The organism is Pseudomonas sp. FW305-70, from assembly GCF_058783925.1.
Window position 1 is genome coordinate 202,157 of record NZ_JBYSYZ010000004.1, and the last position, 14,536, is coordinate 216,692.

Annotated in this window: 16 protein-coding genes and 1 pseudogene; 10 read left to right on the plus strand and 7 right to left on the minus strand. The window is 60.1% G+C overall.

All coding sequences use genetic code 11. The features are described 5' to 3' along the window. Positions 1-13 precede the first annotated feature (13 nt). The gene (mqo, locus tag AC3WN7_RS05090) at positions 14-1,522 is read left to right on the plus strand and encodes a malate dehydrogenase (quinone) (RefSeq protein WP_102673410.1); all 1,509 of its coding nucleotides are present in this window, start codon (positions 14-16) and stop codon (positions 1,520-1,522) included. Positions 1,523-1,628: 106 nt separating this feature from the next. Here mqo and AC3WN7_RS05095 read toward each other — a convergent pair whose 3' ends face one another. The 4 genes from AC3WN7_RS05095 to AC3WN7_RS05110 all read right to left on the minus strand — a co-directional run bounded on the left by AC3WN7_RS05095 (position 1,629) and on the right by AC3WN7_RS05110 (position 3,669). Continuing rightward, positions 1,629-1,916: a PA4642 family protein gene (locus tag AC3WN7_RS05095; RefSeq protein WP_007973850.1), complete on the minus strand. Its 288-nt coding sequence runs from the start codon at positions 1,914-1,916 to the stop codon at positions 1,629-1,631. Positions 1,917-1,979: 63 nt separating this feature from the next. Next, complete coding sequence (locus AC3WN7_RS05100) at positions 1,980-2,465, minus strand: hypothetical protein (RefSeq protein ID WP_102673411.1); 486 nt, start codon at positions 2,463-2,465, stop codon at positions 1,980-1,982. Positions 2,466-2,634: 169 nt separating this feature from the next. Further along, positions 2,635-3,108, minus strand: coding sequence for a WbuC family cupin fold metalloprotein (locus tag AC3WN7_RS05105; protein ID WP_015096807.1), 474 nt, complete (start codon positions 3,106-3,108; stop codon positions 2,635-2,637). A 3-nt stretch (positions 3,109-3,111) separates the two neighbouring features. Further along, positions 3,112-3,669, minus strand: coding sequence for a hypoxanthine-guanine phosphoribosyltransferase (locus tag AC3WN7_RS05110; protein ID WP_007973854.1), 558 nt, complete (start codon positions 3,667-3,669; stop codon positions 3,112-3,114). A gap of 165 nt (positions 3,670-3,834) precedes the next feature. Between AC3WN7_RS05110 and upp the strand changes: the two genes are divergently transcribed. After that, entirely contained in the window at positions 3,835-4,473 is a 639-nt protein-coding gene (upp, locus tag AC3WN7_RS05115; protein ID WP_007973856.1) for a uracil phosphoribosyltransferase, read from the plus strand. 2 nt (positions 4,474-4,475) lie between these two features. Continuing rightward, complete coding sequence (locus AC3WN7_RS05120) at positions 4,476-5,750, plus strand: uracil-xanthine permease family protein (RefSeq protein ID WP_095965568.1); 1,275 nt, start codon at positions 4,476-4,478, stop codon at positions 5,748-5,750. 145 nt (positions 5,751-5,895) lie between these two features. Here AC3WN7_RS05120 and hemH read toward each other — a convergent pair whose 3' ends face one another. Then, positions 5,896-6,918, minus strand: a complete 1,023-nt coding sequence (gene hemH, locus AC3WN7_RS05125; protein WP_102673412.1) for a ferrochelatase — start codon at positions 6,916-6,918, stop codon at positions 5,896-5,898. 13 nt (positions 6,919-6,931) lie between these two features. Continuing rightward, a complete protein-coding gene (locus tag AC3WN7_RS05130; RefSeq protein ID WP_095965570.1) occupies positions 6,932-7,834 on the minus strand; it encodes a TIGR01777 family oxidoreductase in 903 nt (300 codons plus the stop codon). Between the two features lie 196 nt (positions 7,835-8,030). On the opposite strand from AC3WN7_RS05130, the gene AC3WN7_RS05135 reads away from it, so the two are divergent. The 7 genes and pseudogenes from AC3WN7_RS05135 (at position 8,031) to AC3WN7_RS05165 (ending at position 13,870) form a co-directional block, all read left to right on the plus strand. Beyond that, positions 8,031-9,017 (plus strand): NAD(P)/FAD-dependent oxidoreductase, encoded by a 987-nt coding sequence (locus tag AC3WN7_RS05135; protein ID WP_102673413.1) that lies wholly within the window; start codon positions 8,031-8,033, stop codon positions 9,015-9,017. A gap of 203 nt (positions 9,018-9,220) precedes the next feature. Continuing rightward, positions 9,221-10,180, plus strand: a complete 960-nt coding sequence (locus AC3WN7_RS05140; RefSeq protein WP_102673414.1) for a YbgA family protein — start codon at positions 9,221-9,223, stop codon at positions 10,178-10,180. Then, positions 10,180-11,121 (plus strand): MerR family transcriptional regulator, encoded by a 942-nt coding sequence (locus AC3WN7_RS05145; protein WP_102673415.1) that lies wholly within the window; start codon positions 10,180-10,182, stop codon positions 11,119-11,121. The genes AC3WN7_RS05140 and AC3WN7_RS05145 overlap by 1 nt, the downstream gene beginning before the upstream one ends. A gap of 21 nt (positions 11,122-11,142) precedes the next feature. After that, a complete protein-coding gene (gene phrB / locus AC3WN7_RS05150) occupies positions 11,143-12,585 on the plus strand; it encodes a deoxyribodipyrimidine photo-lyase (RefSeq protein ID WP_102673416.1) in 1,443 nt (480 codons plus the stop codon). A 5-nt stretch (positions 12,586-12,590) separates the two neighbouring features. Continuing rightward, positions 12,591-12,686, plus strand: a pseudogene (locus AC3WN7_RS05155) (transcriptional regulator); the annotation flags it as partial. Next, positions 12,683-13,465 carry an SDR family NAD(P)-dependent oxidoreductase gene (locus AC3WN7_RS05160; protein ID WP_102673417.1) on the plus strand — a complete coding sequence of 261 codons (783 nt, stop codon included), beginning with the start codon at positions 12,683-12,685 and terminating at the stop codon, positions 13,463-13,465. The pseudogene AC3WN7_RS05155 and the gene AC3WN7_RS05160, both read left to right, overlap by 4 nt. Positions 13,466-13,564: 99 nt before the next feature. Next, a complete protein-coding gene (locus AC3WN7_RS05165) occupies positions 13,565-13,870 on the plus strand; it encodes a YkgJ family cysteine cluster protein (RefSeq protein WP_015096814.1) in 306 nt (101 codons plus the stop codon). Positions 13,871-14,002: 132 nt separating this feature from the next. Here AC3WN7_RS05165 and AC3WN7_RS05170 read toward each other — a convergent pair whose 3' ends face one another. Then, positions 14,003-14,521 (minus strand): acyloxyacyl hydrolase, encoded by a 519-nt coding sequence (locus tag AC3WN7_RS05170; protein WP_095965576.1) that lies wholly within the window; start codon positions 14,519-14,521, stop codon positions 14,003-14,005. Between the last annotated feature and the right edge of the window lie 15 nt (positions 14,522-14,536).

The following is a 14,536-nucleotide window of genomic DNA, read 5'->3' on the forward strand; positions in this document are numbered from 1 at the left end:
GGAGACGCGTTAAATGGCGCATAACGAAGCAGTCGACGTAGTACTGGTTGGGGCCGGCATCATGAGTGCCACCCTTGCAGTGCTGCTCAAAGAGCTCAACCCCGCGATCAAGCTGGAAGTCGTCGAGCTGATGGACTCCGGTGCCGCGGAGAGTTCCAACCCCTGGAACAACGCCGGTACCGGTCACGCCGGGCTGTGTGAGCTCAACTACACGCCGCAGGCAGCCGATGGCGCCGTCGACATCAAGAAAGCCGTGCACATCAACACCCAGTTCGAGGTGTCGAAGCAATTCTGGTCGTACCTGACCAGAAAAGGCACGTTCGGCTCGTGCAAATCGTTTATCAGCCCGGTGCCACACCTGAGTTTCGTGCAGGGTGAAAGCGGCGTGTCCTTCCTCAAGGAACGTTTCAAGGTGCTGAGCAAGCACCACGCTTTCGCCGACATGGAGTACACCGAAGACAAGGCGACAATGGCAGAGTGGATGCCATTGATGATGCCTGGGCGCGACCCCGGCGAAACCCTTGCCGCCACCCGCGTGATCAATGGCACCGACGTTAACTTCGGCGCTCTGACCAACCAGTTGCTCAAGCACCTGACCAGCGCACCCGATGCCCAGGTCAAGTACTGCAAGCGCGTGACCGGCCTCAAGCGCAGCAACGGCGGCTGGACCGTCAGCATCAAGGACGTCAACAGCGGCAATACCCGTGAAGTCGACGCCAAATTCGTCTTCCTCGGCGCTGGCGGCGCGGCACTGCCACTGCTGCAAGCCTCGGGCATCGAAGAGAGCAAAGGCTTCGGCGGCTTCCCGATCAGCGGCCAGTGGCTGCGCTGCGACAACCCGGAAGTGGTCAAGCACCACCAGGCCAAGGTCTACAGCCAGGCTGCCGTAGGTTCACCGCCAATGTCCGTGCCGCACCTGGACACCCGCGTGGTCGATGGCAAGAAGTCCCTGCTGTTCGGACCGTACGCCGGCTTCACCACCAAGTTCCTCAAGCACGGTTCCTTCATGGACCTGCCGATGTCGGTTCGCGCCGGCAACATCGGCCCGATGCTGGCCGTGGCGAAAAACAACATGGACCTGACCAAGTACCTGGTCAGCGAAGTGATGCAGTCTATGGAGCAGCGCCTGGAGTCCCTGCGTCGCTTCTACCCGGAGGCGAAAGCCGAAGACTGGCGCCTGGAAGTGGCCGGACAACGGGTGCAGATCATCAAGAAAGACCCGAAAAAAGGCGGCATCCTGCAATTCGGTACCGAACTGGTCGCGGCCAAGGACGGTTCCCTGGCTGCATTGCTCGGTGCTTCGCCTGGTGCATCGGTGACTGTTTCGATCATGCTCGAGCTGATCGAGAAATGCTTCCCGAGCAAAGCCAAGGGCGAATGGGCTGGCAAACTGGCAGAAATCTTCCCGGCCCGGGAGAAAGTTCTGGAAACCGACGCTGCGCTGTATCGCAAGATCAGCACGCAGAACAACGTTGCCCTGGAACTGGTTGAAGCCAGCAGCGAGACCGAAAGCTACGCTTGATTCGGCCCCATGAAAAACGCCCCGTTCTCATTGAGAGCGGGGCGTTTTTTTATGCCTTTGAAAGATCGCTCCTTGTGGAGCTACCGAAGGCTGCGATTTCCTGATCTTAACCGCGAACCTTCTCGATCAACTCGATGTAATCCGGCGCATTGCGCTGATCCTTGATCAGGGCAACAAAGTCATTGCCGTGCTCATCCTTTCCATTCACGTCGTAACCCGCTTCGACGAAGAACGTCAAGAAACGCTCGAAATCGTCGATACGCAGGCCACGGTAGGCCTTGACCAGTTTGTGCAGGGACGGAGAAGTCGCGTCGACCGGCTCGAAATCGAGGAACAACTTGATCTGCTCATCGCCGATCTCGTCACCAATCACTTGTTTTTTATCTTTACGCATTGCCGACTCCAGCTCGCAGACATTTCACGGGGCGGGCAGTTTACCCCCGCGCAGGCACAGGGCTCAACGCGCACGAGTGCTGCCGGTATGCAGATCGGCCCATACATGGCCATTGGCGTAGCTGAGAAACTGGCAATACACCGTATCGTTGCGCAGCAAGTCGATCACCACCCGGTATTGCGCCAGCGGATAATAGAGGGTCAGAGTCTTGCTCGGCTCGTCGTAAACCGGCTTCTTCAGGCTTTTGCTTTCACCATCGAAATTGACCAGCACCTGACTGATGGTAGCGCCCTTGTTCAGGGATTTGCCCTTGAGACGAATCAGCAACGGCGAAGTGACCGGAATCGGCTGTTGACTGGATTGACGCTGAGCACCGACCACCACCGAATAATCGGTGACCTGCATCAGTTGCTGCTGCTCGGGATCAGCAGCGCGCAGAGTGAGATCGTCCGGCGGCAGAAATTGACTGTGCATGAGCGCCGGGGCGGCGGCCAGAGGCAGGCTGAGGGTCAGCAACAGGGCGGCGCAGCTGCGGATAAAAGGGTACATGGCAGGCTCCGGAATCGGGGCCGAGCACTCTAGCATGGGCGAGCGGACGTGAGGCTGTGAACACGACACCCTGTGGGAGCGGGCTTGCTCGCGAAAGCGGTGTGTCAGTCGGCTTGATGTTGACTGACACTCCCTCTTCGCGAGCAAGCCCGCTCCCACAGGAAGAAAATCAATCGAACTGCGCGTGCATCCAGGCCTGATACTCGGCAACACCGGGCTCGCCTTCGCGCGGCGCCCAGTGCGCCAGCTCGCCTTCACCGACCGGACGGTAAGGACCGGCCTTGCATTCGAACATCAGGCTGTCGGCCTCCAGCACCACCAGACCGTGGAACACACCGGTTGGCAGGTCCACGCCAACACAGTCGCCACCGGCCTCGAGCACGGTCTTGCTCAGCACCATGCCGGTCTCGTCAAAGATCAGCACGCCCAGCCGTCCCTTGAGGACCAACAGGGTTTCGGCCTTGTTGTCACCCAAGTGCCGGTGAGGCGGGATATAGGTGGACGGCTGCAGCCCCACCGCCATGCGATGGCAAGCGTCTTCCATCTGATGAAAATTGTGATGCTGGCGCCCGCGAGGATTGGCCGCGGCTTTCCCGGCCAGCTCGGCAAACAAGGTCTGATCCAGAAAACGCGGCGTATCCATGTCTTACATTCCTTTAACGGCGAAAATCCCGTTGGCGTTACGCCAGTAGCCTTTGTAGTCCATACCGTAACCGAAGATGTAGCGGTCGACGCACGGCAGACCGACGAAATCGGCCTTGAGGTCCGGACGGGCCTTGCGGTCGTGGTCTTTATCGATCAGCACAGCGGTGTGCACTTTACGTGCGCCAGCGTGCTTACAGAAGTCGATGATCGCACCCAGGGTGTGACCCTCGTCGAGGATGTCATCGATGATCAACACATCACGGTCGATGAAGGACACTTCCGGCTTGGCCTTCCAGAACAGGTCGCCACCGCTGGTTTCGTTGCGATAGCGGGTAGCGTGCAGGTAGGACGCTTCCAGCGGGAAGTGCAGATAGGTCAGCAGCTTGCCGGAGAAAATCAGCCCGCCGTTCATCACGCAGAACACCACCGGATTGGAATCCGCCAGTTGATCGTTGATTTGTGCACCGACGCGGGCGATGGCCGCCTCGACTTCAGCTTCGGTGTACAGGCAGTCAGCCTCTCGCATGATTTGACGGATATGCTCGAGATCAGCGGACATGGTGCTCTCCAGGGGATGGCGGATTCAGGAAAAGCGGGCAAAGGTACGCATCAAGCGAGGCCAGATCAAGCGTTTGTGGACTAACGTACTGTATGTCTATAGGACAACACCCTCGGATAGATTAATCTAGGCCGGTTTTTTTGCCCGCCGCCGGAGCCTTTCCCCATGCCCATCCATGAGATCCGCCACCCGCTGATCCGTCATAAACTTGGCCTAATGCGCCGCGCAGACATCAGCACCAAGAATTTCCGTGAGCTCGCTCAGGAAGTCGGTGCCCTGTTGACCTATGAAGCCACCAAAGACCTGCCGCTGGAATCCTACGATATCGATGGCTGGTGCGGCACTGTGTCGGTCGAGAAAATCGCCGGCAAGAAAATTACCGTGGTGCCGATCCTGCGTGCCGGCATCGGCATGCTCGAAGGCGTGCTCAGCCTGATCCCGGGCGCCAAAGTCAGCGCCGTGGGTGTGGCCCGCAACGAGGAAACCCTCGAGGCCCACACCTACCTCGAGAAGCTGGTGCCGGAAATCGACGAACGCCTGGCCATGATCATCGACCCGATGCTCGCCACCGGCGGCTCGATGGTTGCAACCATCGACCTGCTGAAAAAAGCCGGCTGCAAGGACATCCGTGCCATGGTGCTGGTCGCTGCGCCAGAAGGCATCGCCGTGGTCGAGAAGGCTCACCCGGACGTGATCATCTATACCGCGTCCATTGATCAAAAACTGAACGAACACGGTTACATCATCCCAGGGCTGGGCGATGCCGGTGACAAGATCTTCGGCACCAAGCAGAAGGACGCGTGACCATGCAGCAAGAGTTCAACGATCCGCTCTGGCGCACGGTGCTGTCGGGTGCACAGATGCTGTTCGTGGCCTTCGGCGCCCTGGTGTTGATGCCGCTGATCACCGGTCTCGACCCGAATGTGGCGCTGTTTACGGCCGGCCTGGGGACGATCCTGTTCCAGATCGTCACCGGGCGCCAGGTGCCGGTGTTCCTGGCATCGAGCTTTGCCTTCATCACCCCGATCATTCTCGCCAAGGGCCAGTTCGGCCTGGCCGCGACCATGGGCGGCGTGATGGCGGCGGGTTTCGTCTATACCTTCCTCGGTCTCGCGGTGAAGATCAAAGGCACCGGTTTCATCGACCGCCTGCTGCCGCCGGTGGTGATCGGGCCGGTGATCATTTCGATTGGCCTGGCGATGGCACCGATTGCCGCCAACATGGCCATGGGCAAGGCCGGTGACGGCAGTGAATTGATTCATTACCAGACGGCGATGATGATCTCGATGCCTGCACTGCTGACCACGCTGATCGTTGCGGTTTTCGGCAAGGGCATCTTTCGCCTGGTGCCGATCATCTCCGGCGTGCTGGTGGGCTTCGGCATGTCGTTCTACTTCGGCGTGGTCGATACCGCGAAGATCGCTGCGGCACCCTGGTTCGCCATCCCGCACTTCACCGCGCCGGAATTCAACTGGCAGGCGATCCTGTTCATCGTTCCGGTGGCTTTGGCCCCGGCCATCGAACACATCGGCGGCGTGATTGCCGTGGGTAGCGTGACCGGTCGCGATTACCTGAAGAAGCCCGGCCTGCACCGCACCCTGCTCGGCGACGGCATTGCCACCACGGCGGCCGGTCTGTTTGGCGGCCCGCCCAACACCACCTACGCCGAAGTGACCGGTGCGGTCATGCTGACCAAAAACTACAATCCGAAAATCATGACCTGGGCGGCGATCTTCGCCATCAGCCTGGCGTTCATCGGCAAGTTCGGTGCGCTGCTGCAAAGCATTCCGGTGCCGGTGATGGGCGGGATTCTGTGCCTGCTGTTCGGTTCGATCGCGGCGGTGGGGATGAACACACTGATCCGCCACAAGATCGATCTGGGCGAGGCGCGCAATCTGGTGATTGTGTCGGTGACCCTGGTGTTCGGGATCGGCGGTGTACTGATCGGCACCGGCACGGGGCCGGACGACTTCGGCCTCAAAGGCATCGCACTATGCGCGGTGGTGGCGATTGGCTTGAACCTGATCCTGCCGGGCAATGACAGCTGGAAGCACAAAAAGGCGAATGAGCCGCTGATCTAAGCAGGTTCGGATTTTTCGCTGACTGTAAGAGCCTCTTCGCGAGCAAGCCCGCTCCCACATTGGATTTCGGTGTACACATATATTGTGTCCAGCACCGATCAAATGTGGGAGCGGGCTTGCTCCGGGCGGCGTTCCGACGAAGCTTTTAAAGGACCAACGGCGCGCGCTCGCACAACGCACTCAACGCCCGCGCCCATTGCGGGTCGTCGTTGAGGCACGGCACCAGCACCAACTCCTCTCCCCCCGCCTCGCGGAATTGCTCCTTGCCGCGATCACCGATCTCTTCCAGGGTCTCGATGCAATCGGCAACGAACGCCGGGCACATCACCAGAATCTTTTTCACGCCGCTTTTAGCCAACTCATCGAGGCGCGCCTCAGTGTAGGGTTCGATCCATTTGGCACGCCCCAGGCGCGACTGGAACGACACCGACCACTTGCCCTCCGGTAGCCCCATGCGCTTGGCGACCTCTGCCGCCGTACGCAGGCATTGGCCGCGATAACAGGTGGCGACCACCTCCGGTGGCGCTCCGGCGCAGCAATCACCGCCACCGTCGAAGCTGTGACCGGGGTTGAGTTTCTTCAGATGCCGTTCCGGCAAGCCGTGAAAGCTCATCAGCAAGTGATCGAAATCCTGCTCCAGATAGGGCTTGGTCGTGGCAGCCAGCGCATCGAGGTACTCGGGTTGATCGTAGAACGGCTGGAGCACCGACAACTGTACGTCGAGGTTTTTCTCACGCACCACGCGCTTGGCCTCTTCGATGACCGTAGTCGTGGTGCTGTCGGCGAACTGTGGATAAAGCGGCGCCAGGGTTATCCGCTTGTGCCCCGCGGCGGCCATGCGCACCAGGGTTGACTCAATCGAAGGCTCGCCATAGCGCATCGCCAGCTCGACCGGGCCGTGCTGCCACTGGGCAGTCATGGCTTGTTGCAGGCGACGGCTGAGCACCACCAGGGGCGAGCCCTCGCCCCACCAGATCGAGGCATAGGCATGGGCCGATTGCTCGGGACGCTTGATCAGGATCAGCGATACCAGCAAGCGCCGCACCGGCCATGGCAGGTCGATCACGTACGGGTCCATCAGAAATTGATTGAGGTAGCTGCGCACATCCGCCACCGAGGTGGAGGCAGGTGAACCCAGGTTGACCAGAAGCAACGCGTGATCGGTCATGCAACATCCTATTTCAAAGGCGAGCGGACAAATCATCCAGAGCCGCGCGCAAATCCGTGAACTGAAAAGTGAAACCCGCCTGTAACAAGCGAACCGGCGTGGCCCGTTGGCCACCCAGCAACAGCAAGGACAACTCGCCCAGCGCGATCTTCAATGCGAAGGCCGGCATCGGCATGAATGCCGGGCGATGCAGTACGGTGCCCAACGTCTTGGCAAACTCGCGGTTGCGCACCGGTTTGGGTGCGCACGCATTATAGGGACCGCTGGCCTCGTTGCGATGCAGAAGAAAATCAATCAGAGCGATTTGATCGTCGATATGAATCCATGGCATCCATTGCCGGCCGTTGCCAATCGGCCCCCCCAGTCCCAGCTTGAAGGGCAGTAACAGCCGCGACAAAAAGCCGCCCTCGGCCGACAGCACCAACCCGGTTCGAATGAGGATGACGCGAATGCCCAGTGCTTCAGCCCGTTGCGCGGTTTCTTCCCAGGCGATGCATAGCTGGCTGGCAAAGTCTTCGCTGACCGGCCCCGAGTCCTCGGTCAGTTCGCGTTCGCCACCGTCGCCATACCAGCCGACGGCCGAACCGGAAATCAACACCCGGGGTTTCTGCTCGCGACGCTCAAGCCACGCCAGCAGGGTTTCAGTCAGCGTGATCCGACTGCTCCACAACAAGGCTTTACGCTTGTGCGTCCAGGGTCGGTCGGCAATCGGCGCGCCGGCAAGATTGACGATCGCATCCACCGGTTCCTGCCCCAGATCCTCCAACCGGGCAATTCCACGCACTTGGGCACCACAGGTTTTCGCGACTTTTTCAGGCTTGCGACTCCAGACTGTCAGGCGATGGCCCTGCCCGGACCAGTGCCGGCAGAGCTGACGTCCTATCAAACCAGTACCGCCGGTCAGCAATATGTGCATGACTTCTTCCTCGCGTGGCGTTTTACCCTGTCCACTAGTCTATTTTTATAAGCAGGGATCTTTGGTATCGAGCAGGCTCTATGGTTAACAATAGGCCAAGCTGTCAGAACGAGAACGCTAAAAGTTATACCAAAAAACAATATTGTACAGGTTTGAACCCCGGCGTAGTCTGTACAGAAAGGTAAACGAGGCCCCTATGACTGTACCTATCGCAATCATCGGCACCGGCATTGCCGGACTCTCCGCCGCCCAGGCCCTGACGGACCTCGGGCACGTGGTTCAACTTTTCGATAAAAGCCGCGGTAGCGGCGGGCGTATGTCGAGCAAGCGCAGCGATGCGGGTGCTCTGGACATGGGCGCGCAGTACTTCACCGCCCGCGACCGCCGCTTTGTCACGGAAGTCCAGCGCTGGCAGGCCAGAGGCTGGGTCGCCGAGTGGACGCCGCAGCTGTACACCTACCATGGCGGTCAGCTCAACCTGTCGCCGGACGAGCAGACCCGCTGGGTCGGCACGCCGCGCATGAGTGCCATCACCCGCGCCCTGATCGGTGATCTTGAAGTGCATTTCGCCTGCCGGATCACTGAGGTCTATCGCGGGGAAGAACACTGGCATCTGCAGGACGCCGAGGGCTTCACCCACGGCCCCTTCAGCCACGTCGTCGTCGCCACGCCGGCGCCGCAGGCCACGGCTTTGCTGGCATCGGCGCCGAAACTCGCAGGGGCCGCCGCCGGGGTGAAAATGGACCCGACCTGGGCCATTGCCCTGGCCTTCGAAACGCCGCTGGAAACGCCCATGGAAGGCTGCTTCGTACAGGACAGCCCACTCGACTGGCTGGCCCGCAACCGCAGCAAACCCGGGCGCGACAACACTCTCGACACCTGGGTGCTGCATGCCACGAGCGCCTGGAGCCGGCAACACATCGACCTGCCCAAGGAAGCGGTGATCGAGCAGTTGCACGGCGCGTTTGCCGAACTGCTGCACGACTCCATGCCTGCGCCGAGCTTCAGCCTCGCCCACCGCTGGCTCTACGCCCGCCCCGCCAGCAGTCACGAATGGGGCACCCTGGCCGATGCCGACCTGGGGCTGTACGCCTGTGGCGACTGGTGCCTGTCCGGACGTGTCGAAGGTGCCTGGCTAAGCGGTCAGGAAGCTGCCCGCCGCTTGCATGAACACCTGCAATGAACCGCAGGAGCTGCCGAAGGCTGCGATCTTTTGATTTTGTTTTTCAAGATCAACAGATCGCAGCCTTCGGCAGCTCCTACAGGGAGGGGCATTGCGCCGAGAAAACCTATACAAAAAATTTGACTTGTACAACTTCGAATCTATGATGAAGTTATCTTGTACAGACGCAAATGTTTGTACAGGTTCAGATTCGAGGTGTTCCGATGTCCCACGTCCCCGTCAAACCGAAAATAGCCATCAGCGCCTGCCTGATGGGACTCGATGTGCGCTTCAACGGCGGGCACAAGGAGTCGCGGCTATGCAGCCGTACCCTCACTGATTACTTCGATTTCATCCCGGTCTGCCCGGAAGTGGCCATCGGCCTCGGCGTACCCCGCCAACCGATTCGACTGGTGAGTGGCGCCGATCAACCCGAAGCCGTGGGAACACTGGATCACAACCTGAACGTGACACAACCGCTGGCCACCTACGGCCGGGACATGGCAGCGCAGCTGGGGGATATTTGCGGTTATATCTTCATGCAAAATTCCCCGTCCTGCGGCCTGGAGCGGGTCAAGGTCTACCACGCCAACGGCACACGAGCGGACAGTGGCGGTCGCGGGATCTACGCCCGGGCCTTCTGTCTGCGACACCCGGATTTGCCGGTGGAGGAAGACGGCCGGCTCAACGATCCGGTGCTTCGGGAAAATTTTCTCACCCGCGTATTCGCCTACAGCGCCTGGCAGCAGCTACGCCAGGAAGGCCTGACCCGGCGCGGCCTCACGGACTTTCACTCACGCTACAAATACCTGCTGATGGCCCACAACCCGGTGCAATACAAAGCCCTGGGCCACCTGCTGGGCAGCATGGGCAAAAACGATCCGCAGGAACTGGGTCCCCGATATTTCAGCGAATTGATGGCGGCGCTGAAAAAGTGCGCCACCCGCCGCACCCATACCAACGTCCTGCAACACATCAGCGGTTACCTGAAACAGGCCATCAGCCGCGAAGACAAGCAGGAAGTGCAACAGCTGATCAGCCAGTACCACCAAGGCATCGTGCCGCTGGTGGTGCCGTTGACGCTGCTCAAACATCACTTTCGCCAACACCCCGATCCGTACATCGCACAGCAGGTCTATCTGCAACCGCACCCGGAAAACCTCAGCCTGCGAAACGCCATCTGATGAAAAAGACACTCGACACCAGCGCCCGCGAAGACCTCGGCGATGACTTTGAAAAGGCGTTGGACGAAGGCTGGCTGCCGATCCGCGAAGTGGCGCGCCTGACCGGCGTCAACGCCGTGACCCTGCGCGCCTGGGAGCGGCGCTACGGTCTGATCGTGCCGCAACGCACACCCAAGGGGCATCGGCTGTTCTCGGCCGACCATGTACAACGCATCCAGGCCATCCTCACTTGGCTCAACCGTGGCGTCGCCGTCAGCCAGGTCAAGGAATTGCTCGATACGCCGCAAGTATTCAGCGAGTCCGTCGACAACGACTGGCACACCTTGCTGCTAACGTTGCTGCAGGCAGTCAGCGAATTGCAGGAACGCGCCCTGGATGACAACGTCAATCAGGCGATGGCGCTGTATCCGCCGCGAACCCTGTGCGAGCAATTGCTGATGCCATTGCTGGCCGCTCTGGAGCAACGCTGGCAAGGCCAATTCGGTGCGCAGATGGAACGGGGCTTTTTTTGTGCCTGGCTACGCAGCAAATTCGGCGCACGCATCTACCATGACAATCGTCAGTTGCGCACCGCGCCAATGCTGTTGATCAACCACTCGGACCTGCCCATGGAACCTCAGCTGTGGCTCACGGCCTGGCTGATCAGCAGCGCGGATTGCCCGGTGGAGGTCTTCGACGGGCCGCTGCCTGTCGGCGAACTGGCATTGGCGGTCGAACTGCTGCAACCCCGTGGGGTTCTGCTGTACTCCAGCAAGGCCATGAACCTGGCGCAACTGCCGAAACTTTTCAAAGGTGTCAGTTGCCCAAAAATGATTGCCGGACCAACGGTGTGCATCCACCACGCCGAGTTGTCCGCAAGTACCACCGAGATCGCTGACTTGTACCTGGCCGAAGATCCATTGTCGGCACATCAGGCACTCGTTCAGCGCGGGCTGATTTAAATGAATCGCGTGGATTCCTCTATGCAATTGATCTGGCTGCGCAGCGACTTGCGTCTACATGACAACACTGCCCTCTCGGCCGCCGCGGCTCGTGGCCCCTGCGTGGCGGTGTACCTGCTGAGTCCGGAGCAATGGCTGGAACACGACGATGCGCCCTGCAAAGTGGACTTCTGGCTGCGTAACCTGCGCGAACTGAGCCGTGAACTGGCTCAACTGAACATTCCCCTGCTGATCCGCCAGGCACCCCGCTGGGATGACGCGCCCAGCGTACTGCTGAACCTGTGCCGGCAGTGGCAGGTCGACGCGTTGCACCTCAATGATGAGTACGGCATTCACGAGTCCCGTCGCGATGCTGCGGTCGCCCGGACGCTACAGACCGAAGGCATCGAAGTTCACCGCTACCTCGATCAATTGCTGTTCAAGCCCGGAAGCGTGCTGACCCGGACCGGCACTTACTTTCAGGTCTTCAGCCAGTTCCGCAAAGTCTGCTACGAACGACTGCACCACGCGCTGCCCAGCCTGGTCCGCGCACCGCACAAACAAGCGCCGCTGAACATTGCCAGCGATGCGATCCCCTTGAGCGTCGAGGGTTTCGCAACACCCGGTGATCACCTGCGAAGCCTGTGGCCGGCCGGCGAAACCGAAGCCCGGCGTCGCCTCGACAACTTTAGCGAAGCGCAGATCGAGCACTACCAGAACGAACGCGACTTCCCGGCAAAACCCGGTACCAGTCAGCTCTCGGCCTATCTTGCCGCCGGGGTGATTTCTCCTCGCCAATGCCTGCACGCCGCGTTGAACAGCAATCAGGGTGAGTTCGAAAGCGGCAACACCGGCGCCGTCACCTGGATCAACGAACTGCTGTGGCGCGAATTCTACAAACACATCTTGGTGGGCTACCCGCGAGTGTCCCGACACCGCGCGTTTCGCCCGGAAACCGAAGCGCTGGCCTGGCGCAACGCTCCCGATGAACTGGCCGCCTGGCAACAGGCGCGCACCGGCTTGCCAATCATCGACGCCGCCATGCGCCAACTGTTGACCACCGGCTGGATGCACAACCGCCTGCGCATGGTGGTGGCGATGTTCCTGACCAAGAACCTGCTGATCGACTGGCGCGAAGGCGAACGCTTTTTCATGCGTCACCTGATCGATGGCGACCTGGCGGCGAACAATGGTGGTTGGCAATGGAGCTCTTCCACCGGCACCGACTCGGCGCCTTACTTCCGGATTTTCAACCCGCTGAGTCAATCGGAAAAATTCGATCCCGAAGGTGTATTCATCAAGCGATGGCTGCCGGAGTTGGCAGGGCTGAATAAAAAAGATGTGCACAACCCCGCCAATCTCGGCGGCCTTTTTGGTGGGGTGGATTACCCTTCACCGATCGTCGACTTGAGTACATCCCGCACGCGAGCGTTGACGGCGTTCAAAAACCTGCCGTCACGGCAATACGCCGCCGCTGGGTCATGAATGACCGCCACCGGGATTAGCTCGATGCTGGGGTTCTGCTTGATCAACATTTACCCGTATTGGGCCGGGCAATGGCCTGGCTGAAAAGGAGATTGGGATGAGTCGTACGCTCTCACGACGATACTGGCTGGCCGGCGCCAGCAGCGGCATCGGTGTCGCCCTGGCCGAAGAAATCCTGAAAACCGGTGCGCACCTGGCCGTCAGTTCGCGCTCGGTGGCGCAGTTGAAAGTATTGTCGCAACGCTATCCGGGGCAAGTGCTGGTGGTGGCCGGTGACCTGACCAACAGCCAGACCGTGCGCGAGATCGGCGAACAGATTGCCGAGGACTGGGGCTCGCTGGACACCGTGATACTCAATGCCGGCACCAGCGAGTACGTGGATGCCAGGCAGTTCGATGCGTCGATTATCGAGCACGTGTTGCGTACCAACCTGTTGGCCAGTAGCTATTGCATCGACGCCGCCCTGCCTTTGCTGCGTGCCGGCACCGCACCCCATATGGTGGCCATGGCCAGCACGGTAACTTACCTGCCACTGCCCGAGGCAGAGGCGTATGGCACCTCAAAGGCCGGGCTGCGTTACCTGTTCGAATCCCTGCGCATCGACCTGGCCCCTGAAGGCATAGAACTCACAGTGATCAGCCCCGGGGCTGTCGAAACGCCACTGACGGCGAAAAACGGTTTTCCCATGCCCTTGAGCTGGCCGGTGGAGAAAGCCGCACGGCACATCTTCGAAAAGCTCAAGGACCGCCCGCTGGAAATCGCGTTCCCGGCTGCGTTCATGGCTGCCCTCTGGCCGCTCTCCAAACGGCCGGACCAAGTGAAACTGGAGATCGGCAAACGCATGGTGCGCAGTCAGCCACCGATCAAGGACCAACCCTGAAAATCGCCATCATCGGCAGCGGTATCCCGGACGCGCCGATACCTGGGCGTCCGTCAGACCTTTCACACAGCACCGGGTGACTGCCTTACACTGCGCGGCATGAAAACCATCCCCCATACGCAAATCGCGGAACCCGCGGTCACGTGCTCGACCTGCGCAGCCTGCTGCTGCCAGCTCGAAGTCATGCTGATCACCGACACGGGTGTGCCTGAACGGTTCATCGATACCGATGACTGGGGCGGGGAAGTCATGCTGCGTCTGGACGACGGCTGGTGTGCCGCACTGGATCGCAACACGATGATGTGCACCATCTACGAAAAACGTCCGCTGATCTGCCGGGAGTTCGAGATGGGCGCACCGGAATGCATCGACGAACGCCTGGGGATTTCGACGGCGTATCGCTGAATTCAATTTCACCCTGAAACAAATGTGGGAGCGGGCTTGCTCGCGAAAGCGTCAGGTCAGTCAATTAAAATGTCGACTGATCCACTGCTTTCGCGAGCAAGCCCGCTCCCACATTTAGTACCGCGTTGCGTCTTACAACGGCATCGTGTAATGCAATGCGTAACTCTCTACACCATCGTTCGGAGTGGTGATCCCGGCATTGGAATAGTGCGTCGCACGAACCCCGACTTCATGTCCGCCGGCAAAGCGCAAACCGAATCCAAAGCGGTCTTCAAACTGGAAGGCGCTGCCCAGATCGCTGCTTTCGACTTCGGTGCTGGCAAACGCCGCCACGCCAATCCCGAACTCGACGTAGGGTTTGACGTTCTGGCCGGAAAATTCATAAACGAGCACAGGCGAGAACGACAGGCTGTGGTTACTGGATTTCTCGTCACCCTCCCAATAGGTGTAGGCGCCATCCCAGTAACCGGTCAGACGACCCACGTCGCTCTGCCACCAACTCTGGTCCCAGTCGAATTGCATGCCCAGTCGATACGTCATGGTCGAATCGCTGGTCTGACCAACCGCGAACTCCACACCTGCCGCCTGCGCAGTCAAGGTGTGCCCCATTAATGTGGCCGCAATCGCGGCCAAGCAGAATAGTCGCTTCACTAGAAACTTCCTTTT

Bases quoted from the DNA above. Each gene is read 5' to 3' on its own strand.
- AC3WN7_RS05140 (WP_102673414.1), top strand. From the start codon at position 9,221: ATGTCCCACGTCCCCGTCAAACCGAAAATAGCCATCAGCGCCTGCCTG.
- AC3WN7_RS05100 (WP_102673411.1), bottom strand. From the start codon at position 2,465: ATGTACCCTTTTATCCGCAGCTGCGCCGCCCTGTTGCTGACCCTCAGC.
- AC3WN7_RS05165 (WP_015096814.1), top strand. From the start codon at position 13,565: ATGAAAACCATCCCCCATACGCAAATCGCGGAACCCGCGGTCACGTGC.
- AC3WN7_RS05145 (WP_102673415.1), top strand. From the start codon at position 10,180: ATGAAAAAGACACTCGACACCAGCGCCCGCGAAGACCTCGGCGATGAC.
- hemH (WP_102673412.1), bottom strand. From the start codon at position 6,918: ATGACCGATCACGCGTTGCTTCTGGTCAACCTGGGTTCACCTGCCTCC.
- AC3WN7_RS05120 (WP_095965568.1), top strand. From the start codon at position 4,476: ATGCAGCAAGAGTTCAACGATCCGCTCTGGCGCACGGTGCTGTCGGGT.
- AC3WN7_RS05160 (WP_102673417.1), top strand. From the start codon at position 12,683: ATGAGTCGTACGCTCTCACGACGATACTGGCTGGCCGGCGCCAGCAGC.
- AC3WN7_RS05130 (WP_095965570.1), bottom strand. From the start codon at position 7,834: ATGCACATATTGCTGACCGGCGGTACTGGTTTGATAGGACGTCAGCTC.
- phrB (WP_102673416.1), top strand. From the start codon at position 11,143: ATGCAATTGATCTGGCTGCGCAGCGACTTGCGTCTACATGACAACACT.
- AC3WN7_RS05135 (WP_102673413.1), top strand. From the start codon at position 8,031: ATGACTGTACCTATCGCAATCATCGGCACCGGCATTGCCGGACTCTCC.
- mqo (WP_102673410.1), top strand. From the start codon at position 14: ATGGCGCATAACGAAGCAGTCGACGTAGTACTGGTTGGGGCCGGCATC.
- AC3WN7_RS05095 (WP_007973850.1), bottom strand. From the start codon at position 1,916: ATGCGTAAAGATAAAAAACAAGTGATTGGTGACGAGATCGGCGATGAG.
- AC3WN7_RS05105 (WP_015096807.1), bottom strand. From the start codon at position 3,108: ATGGATACGCCGCGTTTTCTGGATCAGACCTTGTTTGCCGAGCTGGCC.
- upp (WP_007973856.1), top strand. From the start codon at position 3,835: ATGCCCATCCATGAGATCCGCCACCCGCTGATCCGTCATAAACTTGGC.
- AC3WN7_RS05110 (WP_007973854.1), bottom strand. From the start codon at position 3,669: ATGTCCGCTGATCTCGAGCATATCCGTCAAATCATGCGAGAGGCTGAC.